Below are 26,587 nucleotides of genomic sequence, written 5' to 3'. Positions count from 1 at the left end.
GGGGGCCGCATGGCGAAGGACGCACCACCGCGCTGGGACCGCAAGATGCAGCAGCGGCTCGCGCGGGGCGAGGCCGCGGCGCTCGGGGAGCTGTACGACCGGTTCGCCGCGCTCGTGCACAGCCAGGCCCACCGGGTGCTGGCGGACGAGGAGGCGGCCGACCAGGTCACCCACGAGGTCTTCGGCTACATCTGGGAGAACCCGGACGCCTACGACCCCAAGCAGGGCTCGATGCGCTCCTGGGTGGCGCGGCTCACCAACAAGCAGGCCGTCCACCGGCTGCGCGAGAGCGAGGCCGCGGCCCTGGCCCGGGGCGGCGGTGGCACCGCGGAGGAGCTGGAGCAGAAGGTGCGGCGCGCGGCGGTCGCCGCCCGCGCCGACTACATCGTGACGTCGATGCCCGCGCCGCTGCGTGCGGCACTGGAGCTGGCGTACTTCCAGCGCCGGGACTACCGGCAGACCGCGGCCGACCTCGGGGTGACGGAGGACGAGGCGCGGCGCAGGCTGCGGCTGGGTCTGCAACTGCTGTCCACCGCGCACACCCGCCCGCTGGAGGGGGCGTCACCGCCCGGATACGGACGCGCACTGTGAGCGGGCCGCTGGACGGAGGCGTTCCCCGCATACCGGCCCCCAGACCGGCCGCGGACGACCTGTCGCCGCATGCCTACCGCCCGCCGCGCGACGACTCCGGCACGCCGGACGACAAGGACGCGGCCGCGCCTGGCGCCGCGCCCGCCGACGACGGCGCCGGACGCCCGTCCACGGGGGACGGGACGCAGACCCGCCACCCCGCGGACAGCGGCGGCCGGTCCGGCGCGCACGGGCAGGCCGCGGACGACGGTCACGTACCGCCGGCCACGCCCGGCAGGGACACGACGCCCGAGGAGCGCGGAGGCGACGGCGGGGCCGGCCCCGACGCGCACCGTGTCCCCGCGGCGCAGCCCAGAGGCCGCGCGTCGCACAGTGTGCTCAAGTCGCTGCTCGGAGCATGGGCCCTGTCCGCCTGTTCCGCGGAGGAGACCGCCGCAGTCGAGGAGCATCTCGGCGAGTGCGCCCCCTGTGCCGACGAGGCTCTGCGGCTGCGCGACGCCGTCGGGCTGCTGCACACCGACCGGGACCTGGACCTCGATCCGCTGCTGCGCTTCCGGGTCCTGGAGAACTGCCTGGGCCGCAGGCCCGCCCGTATCCCCGTGCCCGACTGGGCCGACCCCTACGACGCCGAGACCGCACGGCTGGATGCGCTGCTGCGCGACATCGGCGAGTCCGAGTGGCACGCACCCGTGCGGCTGAAGTGGTTCGAGGGCGGCCGGCCGGTCGACCGGCGTACGACCGTCGCCGGGGTCATCGGGCATCTGATGAGCGTGGACGGCCTGGTCTCCGGCGCGCTCGGGCTGGACGACCCGCTGGGCCGGGGCGCGCCCGTGCGGCCCGCAGAACGGACGGAGGCGTTTTGGCGCAGCCGCGACCTGCCGCCCACGCGCGCGGTCCGCGTGCCCTGGCGCGACCAGAGCCACGCCCTCGTCCGCACCGTCTCGTTCGCGAGCCGGGGCGTCGCCGAAATGTCCGTGTCGTACGGGTCGTTCTCCCTGCCGCTGCGCGACTCCCTCCTCGACCGGGCCTTCGAGTGCTGGATCCACGCCGACGACATCGCCGACGCGGTCGACTACCCGTACGCGCCGCCGAGCGGGGCCCATCTGAACCGGATGATCGACCTCGCCGCACGCCTCCTGCCCGCCGCCCTCGCGGAACGGCGGCGCGCGGGGCTCGCCGTGCCCGCACGTGACCTGGTGGCGGCCGGGGCGCCGGGGCGCTCGCTGCACCTGGAGGTCGAGGGATCGGGCGGGGGCAACTGGTACATCGCCCTGGACTCGCCCGCCGCCGTCGGCTCACCCGACCGGTCGGTGGCCCAGGTGGCGCTGGACGGCGTCGAGTTCTGCCGGCTCATCGCCGGTCACGTGTCACCCCAGGAGGCCGCGGCGGGCCAGGACGGCGACCGGGAGGCGATCCGGGACGTGCTGTCGGCGGCGGCCTCGCTGAGCCGGCTGTGAGGCGTCGGGGAGTCGCCTCGCTGAGCCCGGCCGTGAGGCCGCCGGGAGTCGCCGGGCTCCACAAAAGAGCCGCTAGTGCGGCCGCAGGCCGCCCACGCTGATGTTCGGGTTGCCGTCGCGGCCGTGCGGCTTGAGCTGGATCTGGATGGTGTGGGTGCGGTCGTGGCCCTTCGTGCCGCCCCCGCCCGCCGTCAGTACGCCGATCCGCAGCCCGCCGCTCCCGGTGGCCTCGCGCCTGACCTGCACGGCGAACTCCAACTGCACGCTCTCCACGCTGAACCGCAGATCGCGGTCCGCGCCGGCGCGCTGGGCCTGCTCCAGTTCGTCGCGGACCTGTCCGATCACCTCGGCCAGCCCCGCCACCGCGGTTTCGTCACGCTCGGCCATCGCGCCCCCCGCTTCCCGTAGTTATCGTTGGCCAGTATGAGCGATGCGTATCGCACATCCAACTCCTCGATGTTCGAGGAGAGTTGGCGGGTCCGTCTGCTGCGCACGCCGGACCGTGGCGGCGCCCCGCTGGGCGCCGGAGTCCTCCTGTCCCGTTCGTGGGTGCTGACCTGTGCGCACACGGTCCTCTCGGCGCCCGACCGGTCGGGGGTCCGCGCCCGGCTGGACCGCGTGTACATCGACGTGGTGCGTCCCGCGTCGTCCGGCGGCGCGTGGGCGCCGGTGCGTGCCCGCGTGGTCCCCAAGTTCTTCGTCGAGCCCACCCCCGACTTCGGCGGCGACATCGCCCTCCTCGAACTGGACGACCGGCCCGGCCTGCCGCACGACGTGCCCGCCGCGGTCCTGCACCGGCAGATCCCGGCCACCGGCGAGCCGGTCCACTTCACGGGCTACCCGCACGACCTGCCCGGCGGCGAGCACCTGCACGCCCGGCTGATGGGGCGCGGCGGGCCCGCGCCGACACCGGAGTGGGTGCAGCTCGACACCCAGGACTCGCCGTACGTGGTGCGCCACGGCTACAGCGGCTGCGGCGTCGTGCACAGCCGCTCGCGCCGGGTGATCGGCATCCTGGTGCACCAGTTCGGCACGCCCGAGGCCCGGGTGCGCCGGGACCACGCGTACATGATCCCGACGGAGACGGTGCTGCGTCATCTGCGGCGGGAGCGGCTGGAGCGGCTCGGGCTGAAGATCACCGGGCTGCGGGCCGTGTCCCGGGACGTCGCGGTCGCGCCGGACCGGACGGTCTCGGGGCGGGTGCCGGGGCTGCAACGGCGGCTGACCCGCTGGCTGGACGGCGAGCCGGACACCGATCCGGTGGAGCCCGTCTTCGCCGGAGCCGGCGAGCACGACCTCCGGTACACGATCCGGTCGGTGCTGACGCTGGCGGACCGCGAGCAGAGCCCGCCGGCGCCTTCGGTGATGCCCGCATCGGCCGGCGAGCCGCAGCTGGGCAGCATCGACATCGCGGTGGACGCGACGAACCGCACGGCGAACGAACTGGCACGCCAGGCGGCGGACCGTATCGGACTCGATGTGCCGGTGCCTGCGGAGGCAGCCGGTTCGGAGTCCCAGGAGGCCCTGCTGCGGCGTATCGCCGAGGAGAGCCCGCCGCTGAACATCGCGTTCCTCGCCGTCGACAGGGCCGCGTCCTCCGACGACGAGATCATGGACCTGCTGCGCGCCCTGCGGGCCGGCGGCGGGACCCGCCTCCTGCTCGTCTTCGCCGACCGCAGCTCCCCCCTGCTCGACCGGGTGCGCGCCGACTTGATGGAGCCCGACTGGCCGGACCGCCGCGCCGACCGGCTGCGGCCGCGGCTCGACCGGCTCGCCGCGTGCGAGCGATGGATCCGCGAGCACCCGGCCCGGCCCAAGGACGCGGCGGAACGGCACGCGCACGCCGAGCGGTTACGGGCGAAGCTCTCACAACTGCGCCCCGGCGGCCTGTCGTACGACGGCCGGACCCTGCCGTACGCGATGTTCCGCCTCGCCGTCGACATCGAGACGGTGCTGCTGGAGGCCGAGAACAGGGAGGAGATCCTGCACCGGACGGCGGGCCCGCCCGAGTTCGTCGCCGAGCCGGCGGGCGAGGGGCTGACGGATCTGCCGGTCGTCACCGTCGGCGCGCCGGACGCACTGGTCACCGCCCGCTCCGGCGCGAAGCTGGTGGCCGGTGACCTGCTGCACCAGCAGTACGAGGTGGTGGGCCCGATCGGCCGGGGCAGTCACGGGCAGGTGTACCTGGCCCGCGATCTGCTGCTGGAGAGGCGGCCGGTGGCGCTCAAGGGAGTCCTCGACCCCGACAACCCGGCCGCCGTCCGCCAGGCGCACCAGGAGCGGCTGCGGCTGGTCCGGCTCAACCACCCGTCCATCATCCGGGTGGTCAACTACGCGCGGCACCCGTCGGCACCGGACGAGTTCATCGTGATGGAGTTCGCCGACGGGGCCTCGCTGTCGTGGGTCGCGGAACGCATCGCCGCACGGCGAGCGCCGTTCGCCGGGAAGCGGGTGCGCGAATTCGTCGTCACGTACGGGCTGCTGATCCTGGACGCGCTGAGCTATCTGCACGAGGAGGGGCTCGTCTACGGGGACCTGTCGCTCACGAACGTCCTGCACTGCCGCGACGGCATCAAGCTCATCGACGTCGCCGGCGTGCGCGAGCCGGGCGAGTCGGGTCCGGTCACCCACAGGCCCCCGCGGTCGGGGCCGAGGGGCGAGATGACGACCGCCGGCGACCTGTACACCGTCGGCGCCGTACTGCGCGAGCTGCTGTCCCGGGACCCGGAGCCGTCCGCCGACATCGGCGAGGAGTCGCTGAACCGGGCGCTGGACCGGGCCATGGAGGAGGAGCCGGAGCTGCGGTACGCGTCCGCCGACGAGATGGCCGTGCAGCTGCGCGGTGTGCTGCGCGAGATGCGGTCGCTGCGGCTGGGCGAGGAGACCTACCAGCCGTCGACCCTGTTCGACCCGCCGGCCGCCGCGCTCGACGGCCAGCTCGGCAAGGCGCCGTCGCTGGAGCGGTGGCGTACGGACCGCGCGCCGGACCGCCTCGGCGCGCGCATCCCGGACCCCGCGGAGGCGGCGGTGGCGCTGCCGAAGCCCAAGCCGGACGTGCGGGACCCCAACTGGAAGGAGCTGCAGCGCTCGTCGTACGACGACCCGGCCGGTCTGCTGCAGCTCAGCCGCGAGTGGGAGCGCTCGCCGGAACTCCACCTGCTGCGCTGCCGGCTCCATCTCCAGCTCGGGGACGTGGCGGCGGCCGAGACGGAACAGGGGCTGGCCGAGGAGCGGCTCGGCGAAAGGGCCCGGTACGACTGGCGGCTGGACTGGCACCAGGGGCTCATCGACCTCGCGTCCGGCCGCACGGCGGACGCCTGGCGCCGCTTCGACGCCGTCTACCGGGCGATCCCCGGCGAGTACGCGCCCAAGCTCGCGCTCGGCTACTGCCACGAGAAGCTGGCCGTCGCGCCGCCGGGGGACGACGAACCGCCCAAGCTGCCACGGCCCCCGGCGGACCGAGAGCAGAACGTGGCGCAGGCGAAGAAGTTCTACGAGGCGGTCCTCCAGCGCAACCATGCGATGGGGGCGGCGGCGTTCGGGCTCGCCCGGATCCACCTCGCGCAGGACGAGTGGCAGAAGGCGTGCGCGTACCTGGACAGCGTGCCGCCGGACTCGCGGCACCGCACGGCCGCGCGCACGGCCGTCGTGCGCATCCACGTGAACCGGCGTTCGCCCGTGGACGCCTACGCCGCGCTGCACCGGCTCACCAACGACGAGGGGCTCACGGACGGGCCGGCGCAGGACCGGATCAGGACGGAGCTGCTGGCGATGCTGCTCGGCCTGGTCGAGGAGGCGGGCGAGGAAGCGGGCGAGGAGCCCGGTTCCGGCGGGCCCCTGGAGCGGCTGAAGGCGGCGGGCTTCCCGGAGACGCAGGTCCCGAGGACGGAGAGGCAGCTGCGGGACGAGCTGTCGGCGAGCTACCGCCGGCTGGCGAAACAGGTGCCCCGCACGGACCGGCCGGAGGACACGGCGCTGGCGGAGGCCCTGCTGGACCGGGCGTTCCGCACCCGCCCGCTCGGTGTCCGCCACGTCCGGGGCCGCGGGCGCTCGTCGCCCTGGCCGCGGTGGGCCCGGCGCCGTCCGCTCCGGGACCGGGAGGACTCGGCATGACGGCCGCCACGAGGGGGGCGCGTGGCGCGGCACGGTTCCGGCCGCCGTACGCCGGACGCGGCGCGGTGCCGCGGCGACGGCCGGCCGCGCCCGCCGCGCGCCACGCCCGGCGCGTCACGCTCCGGGACGGGGAGGAGTCCGCATGACGGCAGCCGGTACGGACCCGTCACGCGCCACGGGGCCCGGCCGTGACGGCGACCCGGCGGACACGACCCCGCCGGCCGACAGCAGCATCCAACGGGACGACGGACCGGCGCGCACGGCCCGGACCGACGACGACGGAGCCCGGCCGGACGATGACGGCGGCCGCCGTGACGGCGGCCCGGCGGACGCGGTCCGGCCGCCCGCCGCACCGCGGGCCGACGGCAGCGTCCTGCGGAATGACGTGACCTCGCCGCGACGCGCCGGCGGACCAGCGCGCGCCGCCACCGCGCTTCGGCGGCTCGGCGGTCGCCTTCGGCGCGACGGCCGCCGGACCTGGCGGCAGGCGCGGCGCGTCCCACCCGCGCTGTGGGCGCGGGCCACCGGCCGGTCCCCCGGCACCGGGCCGCCGACCGCCGCGTTCCTGCGGCGCAGGATGCTGGTGCTGCCTGCCCTCGCGCTGATCGCCCTGGCGCTGAGCGCCGCCGCCTACAACGACGTGCACCGGCGCTCCGAGGAGCTGCGCGACCGGTCCGTGCCGGCACTCGTGGGGCTCGCCCAGGCGCGCACCTCGCTCGGACTCGCCCAGGCGCAGGCGGAGTTACGGCTGCTGAACCCCGAGCACGCCGGGCGCGTCGAACTCGGCGAGACCTACCGCTCGCACCTGGCCGAGGCGACCCAAAGCCTGAACCGGGTCGCCCGGTCCGGGGCCCTGAGCAGGGCCCAGGAGCAGGAGCTGCGGGTGGTGTCCGGCCTCGTCGTCGCGTACGGGGACAAGATCGCCTGGGCGGACCGCAACCGCGCGAGCCGGGTGCTGCGCGAGGCGGGGGTGGCGTACGCGGCCGGGATGCTGCGCAGCCCGCAGCCGGCGGGCGGCGAGCAGGACCCGACCACCGTGCTGGACCTCATCGAGGTCCTGGAGGAGCAACTCCTCGACGAGAGCGCCGATCTGGCCGACTGGAGCGCGCTCACCGTGGCGGCGACGGCCGCGGCCGCGCTGGTCGCCGTCCTGTTCGGCTTCGCGGTCGTGGGCACGTCGGTGTTCCTGCGGGACCGGCTGCGTCTGGTGAGCCTCCAGATCGTCGCGGCGTCGGTGCCCGTGCTGCTGACGCCGGTACTGCTGGCCGTCGGCGGCTGCCAGGAGCACTCGGCCCAGCAGGAGGTGCACGACGGGGTCGCCGAGCTGGAGTACGTCACGGCCGTGCCCGGGGTCGGGCGCGTGATCGAGGGCGTGGCGGGCGACGCGGCGGACCGGATGGCGTCGGCGCACCCGTACGGCTGGGCGCTGACCGCCGGCGTCGCCGTCCCCGTGACCGGCCTCGGCGCGCTGGCCTGCGGCGTGACGCTCTACCTCTACGCACGGCCCTATCCCTCGTACGTCGCGCGGCGGAAGGACACGGAGGCATGAAGCGCTTGAGGCTCGCCCTTGCGGTCTGTCTGCTCGCCGTGACCGCCGCGTCGGCGGGCGGTTGTGCGAGCACCCCCGAGGAGCGGACGCTCGTCGTCCTCGGCCCGTGGACGGACGGGGAGGAGGCCCCGTTCGTGGCCGCCTTGCGGCGCATCGGCAAGGAGACGGGCCACCGGTACGTCTACAAGGGCACGCGCTCGCTGCGCGAGACGCTGGTCGCCCAGCTCCAGGCGGATGCGCCCCCGGACCTGGCGATCCTCAACAGCCCCGGCGAGCTGGCGCAGTACGCGCGCTCGGGCGACGCCCATCCGCTGCCGGAGAAGGTCGCCGGGGCGGCCGTCCCGCCGTGGGCGCCGCCGGTCACCGTCTCCGGCAAGGGCGGCGCGGCCCGGACGCACGTCTTCTGGGCGCCGGTGCGCGTCGACCTGAAGTCGCTGGTGTGGAGCCGTGCGGACGTCGGGGAGAGCGAGCCGACGTGGTGTCTCGGCCTGAGCTCCGGCGCCACCTCCGGCTGGCCGGGCACGGACTGGATCGAGGACCTGATCCTGCAGCGCCAGGGGTCGGACGCGTACGAGCGCTGGGCGACCGGCAAGACGTCGTGGAAGAGCACGCGCCCGGTCTGGGAGGAGTGGGCGCGGATGCTCACCGCGAACGGCCGCTCCCCCGCGCCGGACGCGCTCACCGACTCCTTCGACCTGCTCGACGACGGCAGCTACGGCCTGCTGAACCGCGGCGACTGCACCCACGAGCACCAGGGGTCGTTCATCCGCAGGCACTACGGCGACGACGTGCGGCCCACCCCTACGGCCCGCCATCTCGACGGGCCCACGGCCGGCGATGAGGACGGCGGCGCCGTCTTCGAGGTGTCCGGCGACATGGCCGCGGTCTTCCGGCCCAGCGCGGCCGCCTGGGACCTGCTCGGCCGCCTCACCTCGGCGCCCGCCCGCAAGGACTGGGCGGACGCGGCGAAGCCCGGCGAGCGGCCGTTCTTCCCGGGCGGCACGTTCGCCTCCAAGGCGCCGTCGCCGGGGACGCGGGCGGTCCAGGAGTTGTTCGACTCGGCGGGCCGGATCTGCATGGACGCCTCGGACACGATGCCGCCGACGCTGCGCGACGCGTTCTACCGGGCCGTTCTGGAGTTCGTCGGCCATCCGAAGGACCCGGTGCTGCTGACCCGCCTGCTCGAACGGCTGGACGCGGAGACCGCGCTCCAGCAGGAGAGGGAGGAGGCGGAGGCAGGCGCGTTCGTCCTGGACGACCTCTGCGACAACCCGGTGGCCGGGCCGCCGGATCCGGCTGCTCCCTAGGCGGTGTCCGCAGGCGGGGTCCGCCGCACCGGGCTCAGGCGAAGACGACGGTGCGGCGCCCGTTGAGCAGGATGCGGTGCTCGGCGTGCCACTTCACGGCACGGGCCAGGGCCTGGCACTCCACGTCCCGGCCCACGGCCACCAGCTGCTCGGGCGTGACCTCGTGGCCGACGCGCGCGACCTCCTGCTCGATGATCGGGCCCTCGTCGAGGTCGGCCGTCACGTAGTGCGCGGTCGCGCCGATCAGCTTGACGCCCCGTGCGTGGGCCTGGTGGTAGGGCTTGGCGCCCTTGAAGCTCGGCAGGAAGGAGTGGTGGATGTTGATGATCCGGCCGCTGAGCTGCTTGCACAGGTCGTCGGAGAGCACCTGCATGTAGCGGGCGAGGACGACCAGCTCGACCCGTTCCGCATGCACGAGGTCCAGCAGCCGCGCCTCGGCCTCGGCCTTGGTGTCCTTCGTCACGGGGATGTGGTGGAAGGGGATGCCGTACGAGCCGACCAGCTCGGCGAAGTCCGTGTGGTTGGAGACGACCGCGGCGATCTCCACCGGCAGGGCGCCGGTACGGGAGCGGAAGAGGAGGTCGTTCAGGCAGTGGCCGAACTTGCTGACCATCAGGACGATCCGCATGCGCTCGTCGGCCAGGTGGATCTGCCAGTCCATCGCGAAGGCGTCGCCGACGGCGGCGAAGCTCGCGCGCAGCTTGTCCACGGTCACCGGGGCCTCGGCGGAGAAGTGCACCCGCATGAAGAACAGGCCCGTGTCCCGGTCTCCGAACTGCTGGCTGTCCTCGATGTTGCAGCCCGTGATGAAGAGGTAGCTCGACACGGCGTGCACGATGCCCTGTTTGTCGGGGCAGGAAAGCGTGAGGACGTACTGGTCAGTCATCCTTGTAGCCTGCCACACAGCGGGGTGCGGACCCCTCCGGCGTCCGTCAAACGGACGCGGTGGTGGACAGCCGGCTCACCCCGACCGGGTCATGATCCGCAGCACGTCCAGCGAGCGCGGCGGCGCGTCCGGGTCCTCGCCGTCGTTCGACGCGAGGAGTACGTGCGCGTCACGGGCCGCACGGACGGCCTCCGGCCAGCCGTGGTGCTCCATGTACGCGGAGACCGGGGCGTCCGCACCGACCTGGTGCATGATGCGCAGCACCCGCAGCACGGCGACGTCCACCAGCGCGGCCTCGCCCGAGTCGCGGAAGATCGTGCCGACGTACTTCTCGGCCGACCAGTTGTCCAGCCAGGTGTCCTCGACCAGGCGGTACACGGCGTCCGTGACGTCGCCGTACCCCTCGCGCCCGGCCAGCCAGCACTCCTGGTGGAAGACGGGATCGGAAAGCATGTGCAGCGCCGAACGCACATTGCTGCGCCAGCGCCACCAGGGCATGTCGTTGAGCGGCATGCCGCCCATGGTGGAGGAGCGACGGGCGCGACGGGAAGGGTTGACCGAACCTTGCTGCACGCCTTCGATCGTACGTTCCCTTTTCGATCACCCGGCCCCGCCCCCGTAATTCACCTCTCGGTCACCTTGCGTTGAACAACGCTCACTGTGCCGTTCCTCATGGGGAGGAAACATGCGGGGTCATGACCGGTTGGCGTCGTTTCCCCGCCCCCCGCCCCTCCGAGACCCGTCGGCTGCGGACCGCGTGCACCGCGGTGGTGGCGGCAGGAGTGTCCCTCGTCGCCGGCTGTGGTGTCCCCGGGGGAAGCGGGGGTTCCAGGGAGCCCGTCACCGTCATGACGTTCGCCCCGGAGGAGACCCAGGCCACCAACATGCCCGGCATGATGGCGATGGCCAAGGCCTACGAACGCTGGGCCGACGCGCGCGGCGGCATCGACGGGCACGACCTCCGCGTCATCACCTGCAACGAGAAGAACACCCCCCAGGGCGCGGCCAATTGCGCCCGCCGGGCCGTCAAGGAGGGCGCGGCCGCGGTCGTCGGCTCCTACAGCCAGTACGGTTCCTTCATGGCGCCCCTGGAGGCCGCCGGCATACCCTTCATCGGCGGATACGGCATGTCCGGCGAGGAGTTCACCAGCTACCTCTCCTACCCGGTCAACGGCGGCCAGCCGGCACTGGTCGCGGGCAACGGCCGACAGCTCGCCGACTACTGCTCCGGCGTCTCCCTCGTACGCCCCGACAGCATCAACGGCGACGACCTCGTCCAGCTGCTCAACTCCGGTCTCGATGAGGGGAATCGGAACGTCCCCTCGGCCGACATCCGCGCGGCCGACGACGCCACCGAGTACACCGAGCAGGCCGAGCAGGCGCGCAGGCGCGCCGCGGAGCCCACCTGGACGACGACCGCCTCGTCCGGCACCCGGCCCGGGTGTGTCACCGCCGCCCTCGGCGACCGCACCGAGACCTTCTTCGACTCCTTCCGGCGACTGCCCGAGGACGGCCGGTACATCCGCATCTCGTCCGTCATCGGCAGCGTCGGCCAGCCCCTCGTCGACCGCACCGGCGGCCGCAAGGGCCCCTTCGAGGGCGCCTACATCACCGGCTGGTACCCGGACGCGAACGACGACCGCTGGGACGGCATGCGCAAGGTGGTCGACGAGCACGCCTTCGGGGACGACCGCATCGACCCGGCCGATGCGGGCGTGCAGACCACCTGGATCGCGTACACGGTGCTGGAACGGGTGATCCGCGCGCTCGACAGCGACACGGTCACCCCGGGCCGTATCTCCCACGCCCTCGACCAGGGCCTGGAGGTGACGACCGACGGCCTGACGCCGCCGCTGCGGTGGGGCTACGAGGACATGCTCGGCGCGCCCGGCTATCCGCGCATCGTCAACCGCAGCGTGACCTTCCAAGTAGTGCGGGACGGACGGCTGGTGGCGCAGGACAAGAACTTCGTGGACGTGGGCACGACGCTGATGGACGCGGCCTGAGCCGTCCCGCGAGACGGCCGCCGGCGGGGGCGGTGAACCGGGTTCGCCGCCCCGCCGCGGACTCAGAGCTGCTCGCTGCGCCGCTCGGTCAGGCCGTACGTGCGGGCGATCGAGTTCCACAGCTTCGCGGCCTCGTTCTTCGCCTTCGTCGCCTCGCCGCTGGCCCGGTTGCCCTGCGCGGTCTGCGCCGTGACGCGCGCCTTCCCGTCCTTGCACCCCTTCTTGCCCTTGACCTGCTGCGCCCATGCCGCGTAGTGGTCGTCGGCCGAGGCCGACGCCTGCCACGCCTTGGTCAGGGCGGAGGTCAGCGCGGCGTTGTCCGGGAGCTTGTCGACGGTCAGCCCGTCGAGCCGGGTCACCAGGCTGCGCCGCTGGGCGGCCGCGCCCTTCAGGTCGGTGACGGCCTGGTCGAGGTTCTTGCAGACCTTGATGTTCTCGACCGAACGGATCACCGCGGCACGGCTGTTGTTGCTGTCCGCGAGCAGCTTGTCGAGCTCCTTCGCCTGCGGCTCGGCGGGGTCGGGAGCCTTGCCGGACGCGCTCTGGCTCGGCGCGGGGGTGCCGACGGCGACGTTCTCGTCCGGCACCGGGTCCTTGTCGTCGTCCCCGCCGGACATCACGGCCCCGACCCCCAGCCCGAGCACGGCGCAGCCGATCACCAGCGCGGCGACGACGGGCACGATGGAGCGCCTGCGCGTCACGGGCTCGTCGTCGTAACGGGAGGTGTGGCCGGCGTGCCCCGGCTGCTGGTGCGCGGCCGGCCGGCTGCCCGGCCCGGTGTCGAACCGGGGCAACTGCTGGGTGGAGTCGGCCGGCTGGGCCTGGGGCGCGTCGGAGCGGAACAGGCTGTCGAACTCCGCGGGCGGCTGCCGGTCCCCCGGCGCACCGGGCCGGATGCCGAACGGCGCGGCGGTGGGGGCGGGCGGCACGGGCGCGATGTACTGCGTGGCGTCGGAGTCGCCGCCACCCGCGCGCGCCGCCCCGAGGACGGTCGTCGACTCGGCGGGCATCTCGGGCGGCAGGGCCCCGGGCGGCGTGGCGGGGCCGCCGGCGACGGGCTGGATGTACTGGGTGGCGTCCGAGGCCCCGACGGGTCCGCCGTGGCCGCCCTGGCCGCCCTGGGGCGGCAGCATCTGGGTGAGCTCCTCCAGCCCGGGAGCGCCCTGCACCGGCAACGGCAGGGGCACGGAGGCGCCCTGCGGCGCGGGGGTGCCGGGGTGACCGGGGCCGCCGGCCTGCGGCGCGGGGGCGGCCGGGCCTGTGGGCGGCCCCTGCGGGGCCGGGGCCCCATAGACGCTGGCCTGGCCCTGTGCGGGAGCGCCGGGGTGACCGAGGGCACCGGCCTGCGGCGCGGCTGCGCCGGGGTAGCCGTAACCCGGCTGCGGCGCGGAAGCGGCCGCGCCTGTGGGCGGCCCCTGCGGGGCCGGGACGCCGTAGCCGTTCGCCTGGCCCTGTGCGGGAGCACCGGGGTGGCCCAGACCGCCCGCCTGCGGCACGGGTGCACCGGGGTACCCGTAACCGGGCTGCGCCTGCGGGGCAGAGCCCGGGTGACCCGGGCCACCGGCCTGCGGCGCGGAAGCGCCCGGACCTGTGGGCGGCCCCTGCGGGACCGGGGCGCCGTAGCCGTTCGCCTGGCCCTGTGCGGGAACGGCGGGGTGACCCGCCTGCGGCGCGGGTGCGCCGGGGTACCCGTAACCGGGCTGCCCCTGCGCGGCCGCGGCGCCGTAGCCGCCCGCCTGGCCCTGCGCGGGGACACCGGCGTACCCGTACGTAGTACCCGGCGCACCCAGGGAGTTGGGGGTGGCGTAGTCCTGCGGGGCCGGGCCGGGCGCGGTCGGATAGCCGTAGCCCGGCTGCGGCGGCGCACCGGGCGCGTCGCCCGCCGACGGCGGCGGAGGCGACTGCTGCGGTCCCCACGGCGCGCCCCACGGCTGACCGCCCGCCGGAGCCGCCTGCGCCCCCAGGGATCCGGGGATGAGGGGCTCGCTGCCGTCGGCGGGCAGCACGACGCCTTCGTACGCGGGCCGCGCGGCCGGCAGCCGCTGCTCGTCACCCTGTCCGCTGTGCGTCACCGGGACTCCTACGTGTGGACCTACGGAATCGTCGGCTCACGCTACCGGGTGCCCCGAGCGCTCCGCACACACGTGCAGGACCAGTAACAAGATGCGGACACAGGACGCTGTTCATGCCCGGTGTGCGCACGCCTCCTACACCCGTCACGCCGCCCGCAGCTCCAGGCGCGCGGCCAGCTCCCGTACCGCCGGCTCGGCCGCGTACGGCTCCAGCCGGAGCTGGAGGTCCTCCAGATACTCCGCGCCCCGGCTGGAGCGCAACGTGTCCAGCAGGTCGACCGCGCGCGCGGCCGTGTGGCAGGCGTGCTCCACCTCCCGCTGCTGGACCTGGGCCGACGCCAGCAGCACCAGCCCGATCGCCCGCCGCCGCGCGCGGGAGGCCGGGTGGCCGGCGAGCGCGTCCTCGGCCTGCCGGGCTGCCTCGCCCGCCTCGCCGAGGTCACGGTGGCAGTGCGCCAGCTCGTCCGCGAGATACGCCTCGTCGAAGTGGGTGATCCACGCCGGGTCGTCGCCCGTGTCCGGCTCGGCCCGCTCCAGCGCGGCCACCGCCCTGGCCGCGGCCTCGTGGCAGGTGCGGGCGTCGCCGAGCAGGGCGTGCCCGCGGGCCTCGGCCGCGTGGAACATGGCCTCGACCCGGGGCGTGACCTGCCCGCGCGCCCCTTCCTGGGCGGCCCTGGCCAGTTGGGCGATCTCGCGTGGATTGCCGAGCTCGGCGGCGAGGTGGCTCATGGACGCGGCGAGCACATAGCCGCCGTAGGCGCGGTCCCCGGCCGCCTGCGCGAGCCGCAGGGCCTGGATGTAGTACCGCTGGGCGAGCCCCGGCTGACCGGTGTCCACGGCCATGTACCCGGCGAGTTCGGTCAGCCGGGCGACCGCCGCGAAGAGGTCGCGGCCGACCGCTTCCCGGTAGGAGCCCGAGAGCAGGCCGGAGACCACGCTGTTGAGATAGTGCACGAGGACGGGCCGCACGTGTCCGCTGCCGAAGCGGTGGTCCAGCTCCGTCAGGGCCGCGGTCATGGCCCGTACCGCCTCGACGTCCGAGGCGCCGACGTGCGCCCCGGCCGTACGCGCCACTTGGGCGTCCGCGCCGGTGATCAGCCAGTCGCGGCTGGGCTCGACGAGCGCGGAGGCGGCGACGACGGAGCCGGACAGGAAGTCGCGGCGGCCCACGTCGGACCGCCACAGCTCGCAGACCTGCTCGATCGCGCCCCCCACGGTCGGGGAGAACTGGAGGCCGACGCCGGAGGCCAGGTTCTTTCCGTTGGCCATGCCGATCTCGTCGATCGTGACCGTACGCCCGAGCTTGCGGCCCAGGGCTTCGGCGATGATGCCGGGGGCCCGGCCGCGCGGCTGCTGGCCGCGCAGCCAGCGGGCCACCGACGTCTTGTCGTAGCGCAGGTCCAGGCCCCGTTCGGTGCCGACCATGTTGACGCGCCGGGCGAGGCCGGCGTTCGAGCACCCGGCTTCCTGGATGAGCGCCTGCAACCGTTCGTTCGGCTGTCGGGCGACGAGAGGCCTGGCTGCCATGAACTACCCCCTGATGCCGCGGTGATCAATGATGTGATCACTGCCCGGCTGATATACGGAGAATGCAGAGTTGGTCGGTTTGGTTCCGTTTCGCCGTCGTACGGGCCCCGTTGCCCACCGTGCCGGACGGACCCGTTCCGGCCCGTCCCGTACGTGTCTCCGCTCTGGCTACCCGTCCCTGCGGGTGCGGCCCCCCGCGCGCCCCCGGCCGTGCACCCGTGCGCCCCGCATGCAGGATCGATGCTCCACCGTGCGTCGACAGAGGGCCCGTAACCCGAGGTCGCGGCGGTAGTTGAGTGTGGCGTGGAAGAGACCATGACAGTCAGTCAATCCCCGCGGATCCCCCAGCAACGAGGCGAGCAGATGCTGGACACCGCCGTGCGGTACGCGGAAGAGCGGCACTGGGACGTGTTCCCCGGCACCTGGCTGGAGGCCGTGGCCGGAGCGGAGCACTGCTCCTGCGGGGACGCCGGCTGCCAGGCGCCCGGCGCGCACCCGGCCGGGGCGGACTGGGCGAACCAGGCGACGGGCAGCGCCACGGCCGCCAGGCGGCTGTGGGACGCGCAGCCCGCGGCGTCGATCCTGCTGCCGACGGGCCGCACCTTCGACACGATCGACGTGCCGGAGTCGGCCGGGTTCCTCGCCCTGGCCCGGCTGGAGCGGATGGATCTTCCCCTCGGCCCGGTGACCTGCACCCCCGACCGTCGCATGCTCTTCTTCGTGCTCCCCGGCGCCGCCCTGAAGGTCCCCGCTCTCATCCGCGGCCTGGGCTGGGCGCCCGCGTCCCTCGATCTCGTCGCCCGCGGCGAGGGCCATTACGTGGCCGCGCCGCCGACCCGCATCGGCGGCCGGGGCGCCGTGCATTGGGTGCGCCGCCCCACTCCGGCGAACCGGTGGCTGCCGGACGCCGACGAGCTGATCAGCCCGCTCGCCTACGCCTGCGGCAGGGAGGCCGCCGCGGCACGATCCCGGCAATCCTGACCAGCGATTACTGCCTGGATCACCGCTACGCCCCGGGCGCGTCCGTCCGTAGGCTGTGCCCGTACCAACGGGGACCACGGGGACAGTGAGAGGCAGTGACCATGCCGGAAAAGGCAGTTGACGGGGCGGGCGGGGCGAACGGGGGCACGGCACCGCCCGCCGTGCAGGTGGAAGGTCTGTCGAAACGGTTCGGCGACCAGATCGCCGTCCAGGGGATCGATCTGACGCTTCCGGCGGGCCGGTTCATCGGCCTGGTCGGGCCGAACGGCGCGGGCAAGACGACCACGCTCTCCATGGTCACCGGACTGCTCCGGCCCGATCAGGGCCGGGTGCTGGTCGGCGGTCACGACGTGTGGCGCGACCCGGTCGAGGTGAAGGCCCGCATCGGCGTCCTGCCGGAGGGGCTGCGGCTGTTCGAGCGGCTGTCGGGACGCGAACTGCTCGCATACAACGGCCGGCTGCGCGGGCTGCCGGGCGACGAGGTCGACAAGCGCGCGACCCAGCTGCTCGACGTCCTCGACCTCGCCGGCTCGCAGCACAAGCTCGTCGTCGACTACTCGACCGGCATGCGCAAGAAGATCGGGCTCGCGGCCGCGCTGCTGCACAACCCCGAAGTGCTCTTCCTCGACGAGCCGTTCGAGGGCGTCGACCCGGTGTCGGCGCAGACGATCCGCGGCGTGCTGGAGCGCTACACCGCGTCCGGAGCGACCGTCGTCTTCTCCAGTCACGTCATGGAGCTCGTCGAGTCGTTGTGCGACTGGGTCGCGGTGATGGCGGCGGGCCGTATCCGCGCGCAGGGACCGCTCGCGGAGGTACGGGGCGACGCGCCGACGCTGCAGAGCGCCTTCCTCGAACTCGTGGGGGCGCGGGACCGGGACACCGGGGACTCGCTGGACTGGCTCGGCGGCGGTGCGCGGTGAGCACCCCGCCGTTGAACACTCCGCCGTTGAACACCGCTTCACTGAGCACCGCGTCGCCGAGCACCGCGTCGCTGACCCGGATCTTCGTCGGACTGAAGCTGTCGCTGCTGCTGGGCGGGCTGCGCCAGTCGTCCGGCCGCAAGGCCGCGTACATCGTCTCGCTCGTGTGCGCGCTGCTGTTCGCGGCGGCGCAGTTCGTGGGTCTGGTCCTGCTCCGCGGCGAGACGCACGCCGCCTCGCTCGTCGTGCTGCTCGCGGGTGTGCTGGCGCTCGGCTGGGCCGTGATGCCGCTGTTCTTCCCCAGCGGCGACGAGACGCTGGACCCGACCCGGCTGGTGATGCTGCCGCTGCGGCCGGGACCGCTGGTGACGGCGCTGCTGGGCGCGTCGGTGGTGGGCATCGGGCCGCTGTTCACGCTGTGCCTGGCGGTCGGTTCGGCGATCGCCGTGGCGCACGGGGTCGGTGCGGTCCTGGTGTCGGTGCTCGCCGTGCCGTTGACGCTGCTCGAGTGCGTCGCGCTGGCGAGGGCGGTGGCCGCCGCCAACATCCGCCTGCTGACCTCGCGCAAGGGCCGTGACCTGGCGGTGCTCAGCGGGCTGGTGATCGCGGTGGGCTTCCAGCTCGTGAACTTCGGCGCGCAGCGCATCGGCAGGGCGGGCGGGCTCGCCACGCTGGACCCGGTGGCCGACGTCGTGCGCTGGGTGCCGCCCGCGTCCGCACTCGGCGCGGTCGGCTCGGCGGGCGACGGCGCGTACGGGACCGCGCTGGCCCAACTCGCCCTCGCGGCCCTGGCCCTGGCCGCCCTGCTGTGGTGGTGGCAGCGCAGCCTGACGAAGCTGATGACGACCCCTGACGGCTCGACCCTGGCGGCGGCCTCCGAGCCGACCCGCAAGGGGACGTCGACCGGTCTGCACCGGCTGCTGCCCCAGGGCCGTACGGGCACGGTGATGCAGCGAAGCCTGCGGTACATGTGGCGCGACCCGAAGACGAAGGCGGCGTGGGTGACGTCGCTCGCGGTCGGCATGATCGTGCCGGTCCTCAACGCGCTCCAGGGCACCGGCTCGATCTACCTCGTGTGCTTCGCGGCGAGCATGCTGGGCCTGCTGATGTACAACCAGTTCGGCCAGGACACGTCGGCCTTCTGGATGGTCGCGCTGACGATCTCGTCCGCGCGGGACGCCTACGCCGAACTGCGCGCCCGGGCCCTGGCGTTGCTCCTGATCACCGTGCCGTACATGACGCTGGTGGCCGTGGTCACCGTGGGCCTGCTCGGCCGGTGGGCGGACCTGCCGGAGACGCTGGGCCTGTCGTTCGCCCTGCTGGGCGCGATGCTGGCGACGGGCGCGGTGGCCTCGGCGCACTTCCCGTACTCGATCCCGCAGGACAGCGCGTACAAGAACGTCGCACCGGGGCAGGGCGGCATCGCCTGGATCTCGATCTTCGGCGGCATGCTCTTCTCGGCGCTCCTGTGCACGCCGCTGCTGGCGCTGACTATCTGGCTGCACGTCTCGGACCCGTCCGCGCTGTGGCCGCTGTTGCCGGCGGGCACGGCGTACGGGGCGCTGCTCCTGTGGTCGGGCCTGCGCCTGGCCGCGCCCCGCACGGCGAACCGACTGCCGGAGATCCTGACGGCGGTGAGCAAGGGCTGAGGGGACGGTGGCGTGACGCGTCACGCCTCACGCACCGGCAGGTCCGCTTCGCAGAAGACGCACACGAAGTCGTCCTCGCGCACCACGTTGAGCTGGCCGCAGGTGCCGCAGCGGCGGAAGACCACCTCGTGGGTGAGGCCGTCGCCGTGCGGGCGAGGCCCGCCCGGTCGAGGGCGGCGGCGACCGCGGGCCACGAGTCGGGGCCGGGGCAGTAGCCCGTGGACTGGTTGCTGACGTAATCGGCCCGCCAGCGGCCGTCGCCGGTGTGCCGGAAGGCGACTTCCCCGGCCCCCGCGACGGCAGCGCGACCGGCACAGGCGACGTGCTCGCTGCGCCGCGGCGCCAGGCGCAGGAAGCCCTCACCGTCGACGACGTACGTGAACGGCTCGGCCAGATCGCCCGGCTGCTGTGCCCCGACCCAGGCCGCGAACTCCGCGGGCGTACGGATCACGCGGCCGGGCGGGGCGTGCTCGGCGGCGAGCCGGATGTCCGCAGGGCCCACGTAGCCGAAGCGGCGGGGGCCGTGGGTCGCAATAACGGTCCGGGCGCGCAGCCGCGCCACGCCGTCGCCCGAGAACCGCACCTTCGCGCCGTGCGGCGGGTCTACGAGGTCGACGTCCCGCCCGTACCGGTCGATCGCCTCCAGGCGCAGCCGCCCCTCGTCGTACCCCTGCCCCGGCCGGGCAACGCCGCCGACGCACCGCACGACGCACACGGCGGTGCGCTCGTCGACCGGCTCCACGGTGTGGATCTGCAACGCGCCGTACCCGTCCGTCATACGCTTCAACTCCCCGCCGTGACCACCACGTCGAATCCCGCGTCCCTCAACGCCCCCGCCAGCAGTTCCCCTTCCACGAGTGTCCCCTCCAGCCCGCTCCCCCGCAGCGCGTCCGCCGCGGCGCGCGCCTCGGACAAGGTGCCTCCGCGGATCTCGCGCAGGCACCTCAGCAGCCGTGCTCCGCTCCCCTGCGGCGACACGGCGAGCGACACGGTCACCGGTCCGTGCTCCGCGAGGACCGCCTGGCGGACCTCCGGCGGCGGCTCGCCCGAACCGCAGCCGATCCAGCTGTGCCCGCAGCCGGCGCACGAAACCTCAACCTGCCAGTGGCGGCGGCCGGCGACGAGACTCTCGCCGGTGTCCCGGCGTCGGGGCGCGCCGCACACGTCGCAGGGCTCCCTGGACGTCGCGCCCTGCCCGACCGCTGGGACCGTCACGGCGTCAGGACCCCGTCCAGGAAGGGCTCGATCGCCGTGCGCCAGCCGTCCGGGTGGTCGTAGTGGACGAGGTGGCCGGCGTCGGGGACCTCCCCGTACTGGCCGAGGGGGAGCACGCGGACCATCTCCTGGGCCTCCGCGCGGCCCAGTTCGCCGTCGAGGCCGCGCACCACCAGCGTCGGGCAGCGGACCTTAGCCAGCTCCTCCCAGTGCGCGTCGAAGACCCACGTCTCGCGGGACGTGAGCATCTGGCGGCGGGAGAACACCGGCCGCCAGCCGTCCGCGCGCTCGGCCATCACCTCGGCGAAGAACTCGCCCCGCGCCGGATTCGGACGCTCCACCCACGGGTCGTCCTCACCGAACCACTTGCGAACGTCCGCCAGCGTCGCGAATGGCACCGGCCAGGAACGGAACCAGTCCTCCCATTCGCGCTGGGACGCCACCCCGAGCGCCGACGCCCGCATGTCGCAGATGATCAGCGCGCGCACGAGGTCGGGACGCCGGGCCGCGAGCTGCCACGCCGTGAGCGCCCCCATGGAGTGGCCGATCAAGGTCACCGGGGCCAGCCCCAGCTGCTCGACGGCCGCCTCCGCGTCCGCCACATACGCCTCGCGGGTGAACGGCCCGTCGGTCGGCTTCTCGCTGCGGCCGTGGCCCCGTTGGTCGAGGGCGACCGCGCGATGCCGCTCGGCCAGCCACCGCGCCGTGGGCGCCCAGTGCGAGGCGCGGCCCATCAGCCCGTGCAGCAGTAAGACCCCCGGCGCACTCTCGTGCTCCCCGTGCCCCTTCGGCGGATCCGCGAACTCCCAGGCAGCCAGGCGCACACCGCCGGCTCCGGTCACATCGATGCGCCGCACCATCTGGCCTGGCACCCCCTTGTCTCCCCCGGATCGAGTGGCTCGTGTCGAGATGAGGCGAGACTATCGAACCTGTATTCGAAAACGCGGCTCTGCCACGCAACACCCCTCGTTCGAGTGACCAGGTCCGGGGATTGGACGGCGCAGCTGAGGGGAGATTCCCTGCGGGAGGCGGGCCGCTCGGGGAAAACGGTCCGACGGGATTGACCCTGGGAGCTCGGGGCTCCGGGTCAGCACCGGGGAGGACAGGTCCCGGCGCCCTCGGGCGTCGGGACTCCTCCATGTCAGGACGAGCGGGACGCGCGAAACGTACGGCAGGCGGCGCATCACCCTGGCTCCCCTCCCGAACCGTGGTCATATGCCTCGGCTTCAGAGTGGCACGCGATCCGCCCGGCCGCTGCCCTTTGGGCCGGAAATCGGTTTCGGTCCGGTGAACTCCCGGGCGGCGCCGTTCACCGCCACACACACGTCGGGCGGCCCCGGAGCACAGGGCTCCGGGGCCGCCCGACGTCGCTCCCCGCCCGGTCAGCCGGGCATCGCGCGCCTCATTGCTTCGCCACGAAGACGTGCGAGGCGACCTCCGCCTCCAGCTCCGCCGCCTCGCCGCTGCTGCCCACCAGCACGCCGCCCGGCGACTCCGTCACACTCACCACCGAGCCGGGCTGCACGCCCGCCCTGCGCAGCGTGTACATCAGCTGGGCGTCGGTCTGGATCGGCTCACCGATCCGCCGCACGACCACCGTCTTGCCGTCCGCGCCCGGGTCGAGCTCGGCGAGCGAGACCATGCTGTCGTCCAGGAACGGGTCCACTTCCGCCTTCTCGCCCAGCTCCTCCAGGCCCGGGATCGGATTCCCGTACGGCGACTCGGTCGGGTGGCGCAGCAGCTCCAGCACGCGGCGCTCCACCGCCTCGCTCATCACGTGCTCCCAGCGACAGGCCTCGGCGTGGACCTGCTCCCACTCCAGGCCGATCACGTCGACCAGCAGGCACTCGGCGAGCCGGTGCTTGCGCATCACGCGCGTCGCCAGCTGCCTGCCCTCGCCGGTCAGCTCCAGGTGCCGGTCGCCCGCCACCGTCACCAGGCCGTCCCGCTCCATGCGGGCCACGGTCTGGCTGACCGTGGGACCGCTCTGGTCCAGCCGCTCCGCGATACGGGCCCGCATGGGCACCACACCTTCCTCTTCGAGCTCGAGGATGGTGCGGAGATACATCTCCGTCGTGTCGATCAGTCCGGACATACGTGCCCCTCGAAGAAATCGTGCGCTGCGGCCCCGGCTCAATTCTTACGCATCCCACAGACAACCGTGCCGCGGTGGGCGAAGCCCGTATTGACAGCGCAATGGTCCAGACCGCAACGTGATCGGCGGCACGGATGTTCCCGGGCCGTCACGCACTCGTACGGTTCCTCCTACCCACCTCGTACCCTCCGGAAAGGCTCGGCGATGAGCGAGAGCAAGCTGGCCGGTCAGTTCTTCGACGCCGCGATCGGTCTGCTGCAGCGCGTACGGGACGAGGAGTCGGCGAACATCGCCGCCGCCGGGGCGGCCGTCGCCGACGCCGTCGCCGCGGGCGGGCGGCTGTTCGCCTTCGGCGCGGGCCACTCCTCCCTCGCCGCCCAGGACGTCGTCTACCGGGCCGGCGGCCTGGCCCTGATGAACCTGCTGGCCGTGCCGGGGGTCGTCGGCGTGGACGTCAGGCCCGCCACGCTCGGCTCCGCGCTGGAGCGCGTCGACGGCCTCGCCGCGGCGGTCCTCGAATCCAGCCCCGCCACGGCCGGCGACGTCCTCGTGATCGTCTCCCTGTCCGGGCGCAACGCGCTGCCCGTCGAAATGGCGATGAACGCCCGCGCGCTCGGGCTCACCGTCATCGGTGTCACGTCCGTGGCGTACGCGGAGGAGACCACGTCGCGGCACGCCTCCGGCACGTTCCTCAAGGACCACTGCGACATCGTCGTCGACTCCAAAATCGCGGTCGGCGACGCGGAGCTGACGCACGAGGGCACCGAGACGCCGTTCGCGCCCGCGTCGACGGTCGTGACGAGCGCGCTGATGCAGGCCATGATGGCGGCCGCCGCCGAGCAGCTGGTCACCCGCGGCATCGAGCCCCCACTGCTGCGCTCGGGCAACGTGGACGGCGGCCACGAGTGGAACGGCCGCGTGATGGCGGAGTACGGCGACCGCATCTTCTTCCACCACTGAGCCACCACGGCGCGTGCCCGCGCGCCGGCTGGGGCGGGGTGCCCCCGACCCGGGGAGGCCGACGTCGGCCGGCCCCCCGGCAGCCGCGTCACCAGGCGCCGGGCTGCAGCAAGGGGCAGGCCCAGGCGGGAGCCCAGAGGCGTAAGCCACGCCCGCGAGCGGGCGGCCGGGGCGCCCCTGCGGGGCCCCGGGGTCGCCCCCGGGGCCGGGAAGTCCGACACCGGCCGAGCACGGCCCCGACCGGCTGGACAGCCGCGGGCCCGCGGGCGGTCGGGGCACCGCGGGGCGCCGGGGCGAGGAGCCCGTGTGGGGGCTAGTGCGGTGGGGGTTGGGCGGGCGGGGCGGTTGTCAGGTGGGCCAGGTCCAGTGAGGCCGCAACCAGTACCGCCACGCTCTCCGCGTACACCGCGTCCGGGCGCTCGAACGCGGGGCGGCTCGCGGTGCGCAGGAACGTCAGCACGCCCACCGTGCGGCCCCGGCTGCGCAGCGCCGTGCACAGGGCGTGGGCCGCGTCCTGCGGCCACTGACGGCGCTCCGCCCAGCCACCCGGCGTCGCCTCCTTGCCCGCGCTCGCCCGCACCGACCCCGTGCGCTCGATCGCCTGGAACACCGGATGCCCCGGCTCGTACCGCACCGGAAGCCCGCCGCCCGCGGGCCGTGCCGAAGGACCCGACGCGCCCGACGGCGAGACCGCCGCCCGCACCAGACGCTGCCCGTCGTCCTCCGCGAGGTCCAGCAGCGCGTGGTCGGCGAACCCCGCGAGCGCGAAGTCCAGTTGCACGGCGGCCGCCTCCAGCGGGTCCTCGCACTCCGCCGCCACCCGGCCCGCCCGGTGCAGCTGCCCCGACCGGAACCGCAGCCGGTCCGCGTCCTGCTCCGCCAGCTTCACGTCCGTCACGTCGTGGAACACCCAGCCCACCCCGAGCGGTACCGGCTCCTCCGCGAGCGGCGAGGCCAGCCGCAGGAACCCGCTGCGCCAGCAGCGCCTGCGCTCGCCCTCCGGCGTCGCGACGGTCACCCACAGGTCCATGAGACCGCGCGGCGCGCCCTCCGCCAGCACGTGGTGCAGCGCGCCCTCCAGCTCCTCGACGCCCTGGGAGACGAGCTCCCCGAGCGGACGGCCCAGCACGTTCGCCCGGCCGGCGCCGAGCACCCGCGCCGCCTCGCTGTTGACCACGGCCGGACGCAGATCCACGTCGACCATGACGACGCCCCAGGACGCGTCGTCGAACAGCGCCTCGCTCAGCGCGATGGACCGCTCCAGGTCGATCTGGGCGTGGACCTCGCTGAACGCGCAGTACACCCCGGCCGGCTTCCCGTCGCCGCCGAGCACCCGCGCGGACTGGGTGCGCACCAACACCCGGCCTCCGTCCTTGCGCAGCAGCGCGAACTCGTGCACCTGCCGCCCCGGCACGGCCATCGAGGCCATCAGCCGCTCCTCCACCTCGCCCGCGTCGGCCCTGCGGACCGCCCACCCGGCGAACCCGCGCCGCCCCACGGCCTCCTCGGCGGTCCAGCCGAGAATGCGCTCCGCCTCGCGGTTCCAGTGCGTGACGGTCCCTTCGGCGTCAAAGGCGCACAACGCCGCGTCCATCCCGTCGAGCAGCGCCGCGAGCAGGTCCGCACCGGGCGGCCCCGAGGCCTTGGCCCCTGCCCCGGCCCCGGGCTCCGGCTCCCCGGACCCGAGCGCGTCGGTGATCTCACTCCTGGAAGCACTCATCCCGGCACCCCCTGCAGGACGTGTCCACGTGTACTGACGCACCTAGGCCCATTCAACTTCAACGTGACACAGGACACACACCGTTCCCCGAAATCGCCCCGGGGGGAAGGGCGAGGGGGCCGCCTCCGGGACCCGCGCCGCGTACGGCGAGGGCCCGGGAGACGGCCCCCGGCCGGCGGACGACCCGGTCGTCAGTAGTCGATGCGGTCGGACTTGGCCAGCCACGCCTCGAACGGCGCCGTACGGTGCGGCAGGTCCAGCTGCTCGACCGCCATCGGCCACACCGACGATGGCTTCTTCTCCAACAGGTCGTAGAACGCGCGGTCGTCGAAACCGGCCACCGCGGCATCGTCGCGGTCGGCGGCGTAGACGATCCGGTCGACACGCGCCCACAGAGCGGAGGACAGGCACATCGGGCACGGCTCGCACGACGTGATCAGGACGCAGCCCGCGAGTGAGAACGTGCCCAGTTCCTTGCAGGCGGCACGTATCGCGGACACCTCGGCGTGTGCCGTCGGGTCCAGGTTCGCGGTGACCTGGTTGTTCCCGATCGCGACGACCTCCCCGCCCCTCGCGATCAGTGCGCCGAACGGGCCGCCGCCGTTCCTCACGCTGTCGGTGGCGAGGCGGATCGCCTCGTTGATCCAGGCGAGTTCGAGCTCCTGGGCGCTCACTTCTTGGGTGTGCGCGGTCACGGTGACTCCTTCGGAGACGGTGGGGTTCCGGCCGGGGCGTGGGTCAGGTGCGGCCCCGTAGCAAGGCAAATGGCGTTCACGATCGCCGGGGTGGCCGAAAGGGTGGGCGGTTCGCCGACGCCACGCACACCGGGAGCCGGGCGCCGGGGTCCAGCGCGTCCGCCCATGCGGCGGGTCGGTGGAAGTCCACGACACTCGTCCCTTGCTTCGTGGCAACGTGTGAGAGGAGTACACAGCCAACCGAGCGGAGCCAGCTAGGGGTGGAAGACATGAAAACACCGCAGGCAGAGACCGCCTCTTCGTAGACTTCTACAAGAGCCGGTCCGCCCGTGATGTCCCCCTTGATGCCGATGGTGGAACGGCGCTCGGCCCGGCCGGGAAGCCTGGCCGGGTCGAGCGCCGATCTGTCTGACGGTGCGCGGACGAGGGCGCGGGCCCCCGCGGCCCGGCCGGCAGCGGTACGCGGTGCTGCCGCGGCTACTTCCGCCGCGAGGCGAAATGGTTCCCCCGGAATCGGTCTGGTTCCCCATCATGGCGATGATCGCGCCGACGACGTCGGGGTCCGCGTCGCCCGCGATCCCCACACCGGCGCAGCGGCGAGGACACCACCGCGCGCACGGTGCCGCGCACCGCGAGCATCGCCGCGGCGGCCTCGGCCTGCCGCTGCCCGGCCGCCGGCAGCGACGGGACGACAGCCGCCCGGACAGGACGGCCACGGACCACGACGGGAGCGCTAATTCACTTGAACCCGGCCGCGGCGCTTCTTAGGGTGTGGGCACACGCGAAAGGAGGTGATCCGAAAAAATGGTTTCTTTTCGGACTCGTGAGGTGACTGCGGGCTAAC

General features: G+C 73.9%; 21 protein-coding genes and 1 pseudogene. 10 read left to right on the top strand and 12 right to left on the bottom strand.

What is annotated here, in order from left to right; translation table 11 throughout:
• The first annotated feature begins 9 nt into the window (after positions 1-9).
• The gene (locus tag ACLB9X_RS14830) at positions 10-591 is read left to right on the top strand and encodes an RNA polymerase sigma factor (RefSeq protein ID WP_410360806.1); all 582 of its coding nucleotides are present in this window, start codon (positions 10-12) and stop codon (positions 589-591) included.
• Complete coding sequence (locus ACLB9X_RS14825; RefSeq protein ID WP_410360805.1) at positions 588-2,048, top strand: zf-HC2 domain-containing protein; 1,461 nt, start codon at positions 588-590, stop codon at positions 2,046-2,048. The genes ACLB9X_RS14830 and ACLB9X_RS14825 overlap by 4 nt, the downstream gene beginning before the upstream one ends.
• A 72-nt stretch (positions 2,049-2,120) precedes the next feature.
• On the opposite strand, the gene ACLB9X_RS14820 is transcribed toward ACLB9X_RS14825, so the two are convergent.
• Positions 2,121-2,435 carry a trypco2 family protein gene (locus ACLB9X_RS14820; RefSeq protein ID WP_410360804.1) on the bottom strand — a complete coding sequence of 105 codons (315 nt, stop codon included), beginning with the start codon at positions 2,433-2,435 and terminating at the stop codon, positions 2,121-2,123.
• 36 nt (positions 2,436-2,471) lie between these two features.
• Here ACLB9X_RS14820 and ACLB9X_RS14815 point away from each other — a divergent pair, with 36 nt between their 5' ends.
• From ACLB9X_RS14815 to ACLB9X_RS14805, 3 genes are all read left to right on the top strand, one after another.
• Complete coding sequence (locus ACLB9X_RS14815) at positions 2,472-6,161, top strand: tetratricopeptide repeat protein (protein ID WP_410360803.1); 3,690 nt, start codon at positions 2,472-2,474, stop codon at positions 6,159-6,161.
• Positions 6,162-6,303: 142 nt separating this feature from the next.
• On the top strand, positions 6,304-7,710 hold the full coding sequence (locus tag ACLB9X_RS14810; RefSeq protein WP_410360802.1) for a hypothetical protein: 1,407 nt from the start codon (positions 6,304-6,306) through the stop codon (positions 7,708-7,710).
• Positions 7,707-9,017 (top strand): extracellular solute-binding protein, encoded by a 1,311-nt coding sequence (locus ACLB9X_RS14805; RefSeq protein ID WP_410360801.1) that lies wholly within the window; start codon positions 7,707-7,709, stop codon positions 9,015-9,017. The genes ACLB9X_RS14810 and ACLB9X_RS14805 overlap by 4 nt, the downstream gene beginning before the upstream one ends.
• 34 nt (positions 9,018-9,051) lie before the next feature.
• Here ACLB9X_RS14805 and purU read toward each other — a convergent pair whose 3' ends face one another.
• Both purU and ACLB9X_RS14795 read right to left on the bottom strand, forming a co-directional pair.
• A complete protein-coding gene (purU, locus tag ACLB9X_RS14800; RefSeq protein WP_410360800.1) occupies positions 9,052-9,903 on the bottom strand; it encodes a formyltetrahydrofolate deformylase in 852 nt (283 codons plus the stop codon).
• 75 nt (positions 9,904-9,978) lie between these two features.
• Positions 9,979-10,425 (bottom strand): SCO4402 family protein, encoded by a 447-nt coding sequence (locus ACLB9X_RS14795; protein ID WP_410360904.1) that lies wholly within the window; start codon positions 10,423-10,425, stop codon positions 9,979-9,981.
• A 173-nt stretch (positions 10,426-10,598) separates the two neighbouring features.
• Between ACLB9X_RS14795 and ACLB9X_RS14790 the strand changes: the two genes are divergently transcribed.
• Entirely contained in the window at positions 10,599-11,909 is a 1,311-nt protein-coding gene (locus tag ACLB9X_RS14790; protein ID WP_410360799.1) for an ABC transporter substrate-binding protein, read from the top strand.
• 62 nt (positions 11,910-11,971) lie between these two features.
• On the opposite strand, the gene ACLB9X_RS14785 is transcribed toward ACLB9X_RS14790, so the two are convergent.
• Positions 11,972-13,981 carry a hypothetical protein gene (locus tag ACLB9X_RS14785; protein WP_410360798.1) on the bottom strand — a complete coding sequence of 670 codons (2,010 nt, stop codon included), beginning with the start codon at positions 13,979-13,981 and terminating at the stop codon, positions 11,972-11,974.
• 144 nt (positions 13,982-14,125) lie between these two features.
• On the bottom strand, positions 14,126-15,508 hold the full coding sequence (locus tag ACLB9X_RS14780) for a transcriptional regulator (protein ID WP_410360797.1): 1,383 nt from the start codon (positions 15,506-15,508) through the stop codon (positions 14,126-14,128).
• A 315-nt stretch (positions 15,509-15,823) separates the two neighbouring features.
• Between ACLB9X_RS14780 and ACLB9X_RS14775 the strand changes: the two genes are divergently transcribed.
• From ACLB9X_RS14775 to ACLB9X_RS14765, 3 genes are all read left to right on the top strand, one after another.
• Positions 15,824-16,489, top strand: coding sequence for a bifunctional DNA primase/polymerase (locus tag ACLB9X_RS14775; protein ID WP_410360796.1), 666 nt, complete (start codon positions 15,824-15,826; stop codon positions 16,487-16,489).
• Positions 16,490-16,590: 101 nt separating this feature from the next.
• On the top strand, positions 16,591-17,409 hold the full coding sequence (locus ACLB9X_RS14770) for an ABC transporter ATP-binding protein (protein ID WP_410360903.1): 819 nt from the start codon (positions 16,591-16,593) through the stop codon (positions 17,407-17,409).
• Positions 17,410-17,435: 26 nt separating this feature from the next.
• Entirely contained in the window at positions 17,436-19,058 is a 1,623-nt protein-coding gene (locus ACLB9X_RS14765; RefSeq protein WP_410360795.1) for a transporter, read from the top strand.
• A 20-nt stretch (positions 19,059-19,078) separates the two neighbouring features.
• Here the strand turns inward: ACLB9X_RS14765 and ACLB9X_RS14760 are convergent, their stop codons facing one another.
• The 4 genes from ACLB9X_RS14760 to ACLB9X_RS14745 form a co-directional block, all read right to left on the bottom strand.
• A complete protein-coding gene (locus tag ACLB9X_RS14760; RefSeq protein WP_410360794.1) occupies positions 19,079-19,252 on the bottom strand; it encodes a hypothetical protein in 174 nt (57 codons plus the stop codon).
• A 589-nt stretch (positions 19,253-19,841) separates the two neighbouring features.
• A complete protein-coding gene (locus ACLB9X_RS14755) occupies positions 19,842-20,222 on the bottom strand; it encodes a hypothetical protein (protein ID WP_410360793.1) in 381 nt (126 codons plus the stop codon).
• A gap of 47 nt (positions 20,223-20,269) precedes the next feature.
• Positions 20,270-21,133: an alpha/beta fold hydrolase gene (locus ACLB9X_RS14750; RefSeq protein ID WP_410360902.1), complete on the bottom strand. Its 864-nt coding sequence runs from the start codon at positions 21,131-21,133 to the stop codon at positions 20,270-20,272.
• Positions 21,134-21,675: 542 nt separating this feature from the next.
• Positions 21,676-22,368 (bottom strand): metal-dependent transcriptional regulator, encoded by a 693-nt coding sequence (locus tag ACLB9X_RS14745; protein WP_410360792.1) that lies wholly within the window; start codon positions 22,366-22,368, stop codon positions 21,676-21,678.
• Positions 22,369-22,572: 204 nt separating this feature from the next.
• Here ACLB9X_RS14745 and ACLB9X_RS14740 point away from each other — a divergent pair, with 204 nt between their 5' ends.
• Positions 22,573-23,328, top strand: coding sequence for an SIS domain-containing protein (locus tag ACLB9X_RS14740; RefSeq protein ID WP_410360791.1), 756 nt, complete (start codon positions 22,573-22,575; stop codon positions 23,326-23,328).
• A gap of 313 nt (positions 23,329-23,641) precedes the next feature.
• Here ACLB9X_RS14740 and ACLB9X_RS14735 read toward each other — a convergent pair whose 3' ends face one another.
• The 3 genes and pseudogenes from ACLB9X_RS14735 to ACLB9X_RS14725 all read right to left on the bottom strand — a co-directional run.
• The gene (locus ACLB9X_RS14735) at positions 23,642-25,048 is read right to left on the bottom strand and encodes a PAS domain-containing protein (RefSeq protein ID WP_410360790.1); all 1,407 of its coding nucleotides are present in this window, start codon (positions 25,046-25,048) and stop codon (positions 23,642-23,644) included.
• A 191-nt stretch (positions 25,049-25,239) separates the two neighbouring features.
• Entirely contained in the window at positions 25,240-25,743 is a 504-nt protein-coding gene (locus tag ACLB9X_RS14730; RefSeq protein WP_410360789.1) for a nucleoside deaminase, read from the bottom strand.
• A pseudogene (locus ACLB9X_RS14725) lies at positions 25,740-25,925 on the bottom strand (hypothetical protein); the annotation flags it as partial. The pseudogene ACLB9X_RS14725 and the gene ACLB9X_RS14730, both read right to left, overlap by 4 nt.
• Between the last annotated feature and the right edge of the window lie 662 nt (positions 25,926-26,587).

The organism is Streptomyces sp. 5K101, from assembly GCF_046506645.1.
GTDB lineage: Bacteria > Actinomycetota > Actinomycetes > Streptomycetales > Streptomycetaceae > Streptomyces.
The sequence above is the reverse complement of the archived record's forward strand: the minus strand, read 5'-3'. Positions and strand labels throughout refer to the sequence as shown.

Excerpts from the sequence above, each read along its gene's own strand:
- ACLB9X_RS14750 (WP_410360902.1), bottom strand. The coding sequence starts at position 21,133 with ATGGTGCGGCGCATCGATGTGACCGGAGCCGGCGGTGTGCGCCTGGCT.
- ACLB9X_RS14830 (WP_410360806.1), top strand. The coding sequence starts at position 10 with ATGGCGAAGGACGCACCACCGCGCTGGGACCGCAAGATGCAGCAGCGG.
- ACLB9X_RS14780 (WP_410360797.1), bottom strand. The coding sequence starts at position 15,508 with ATGGCAGCCAGGCCTCTCGTCGCCCGACAGCCGAACGAACGGTTGCAG.
- ACLB9X_RS14805 (WP_410360801.1), top strand. The coding sequence starts at position 7,707 with ATGAAGCGCTTGAGGCTCGCCCTTGCGGTCTGTCTGCTCGCCGTGACC.
- ACLB9X_RS14770 (WP_410360903.1), top strand. The coding sequence starts at position 16,591 with ATGCCGGAAAAGGCAGTTGACGGGGCGGGCGGGGCGAACGGGGGCACG.
- ACLB9X_RS14775 (WP_410360796.1), top strand. The coding sequence starts at position 15,824 with ATGACAGTCAGTCAATCCCCGCGGATCCCCCAGCAACGAGGCGAGCAG.
- ACLB9X_RS14815 (WP_410360803.1), top strand. The coding sequence starts at position 2,472 with ATGAGCGATGCGTATCGCACATCCAACTCCTCGATGTTCGAGGAGAGT.
- ACLB9X_RS14740 (WP_410360791.1), top strand. The coding sequence starts at position 22,573 with ATGAGCGAGAGCAAGCTGGCCGGTCAGTTCTTCGACGCCGCGATCGGT.
- ACLB9X_RS14735 (WP_410360790.1), bottom strand. The coding sequence starts at position 25,048 with ATGAGTGCTTCCAGGAGTGAGATCACCGACGCGCTCGGGTCCGGGGAG.
- ACLB9X_RS14820 (WP_410360804.1), bottom strand. The coding sequence starts at position 2,435 with ATGGCCGAGCGTGACGAAACCGCGGTGGCGGGGCTGGCCGAGGTGATC.
- ACLB9X_RS14810 (WP_410360802.1), top strand. The coding sequence starts at position 6,304 with ATGACGGCAGCCGGTACGGACCCGTCACGCGCCACGGGGCCCGGCCGT.
- purU (WP_410360800.1), bottom strand. The coding sequence starts at position 9,903 with ATGACTGACCAGTACGTCCTCACGCTTTCCTGCCCCGACAAACAGGGC.
- ACLB9X_RS14790 (WP_410360799.1), top strand. The coding sequence starts at position 10,599 with ATGACCGGTTGGCGTCGTTTCCCCGCCCCCCGCCCCTCCGAGACCCGT.
- ACLB9X_RS14795 (WP_410360904.1), bottom strand. The coding sequence starts at position 10,425 with ATGGGCGGCATGCCGCTCAACGACATGCCCTGGTGGCGCTGGCGCAGC.
- ACLB9X_RS14745 (WP_410360792.1), bottom strand. The coding sequence starts at position 22,368 with ATGTCCGGACTGATCGACACGACGGAGATGTATCTCCGCACCATCCTC.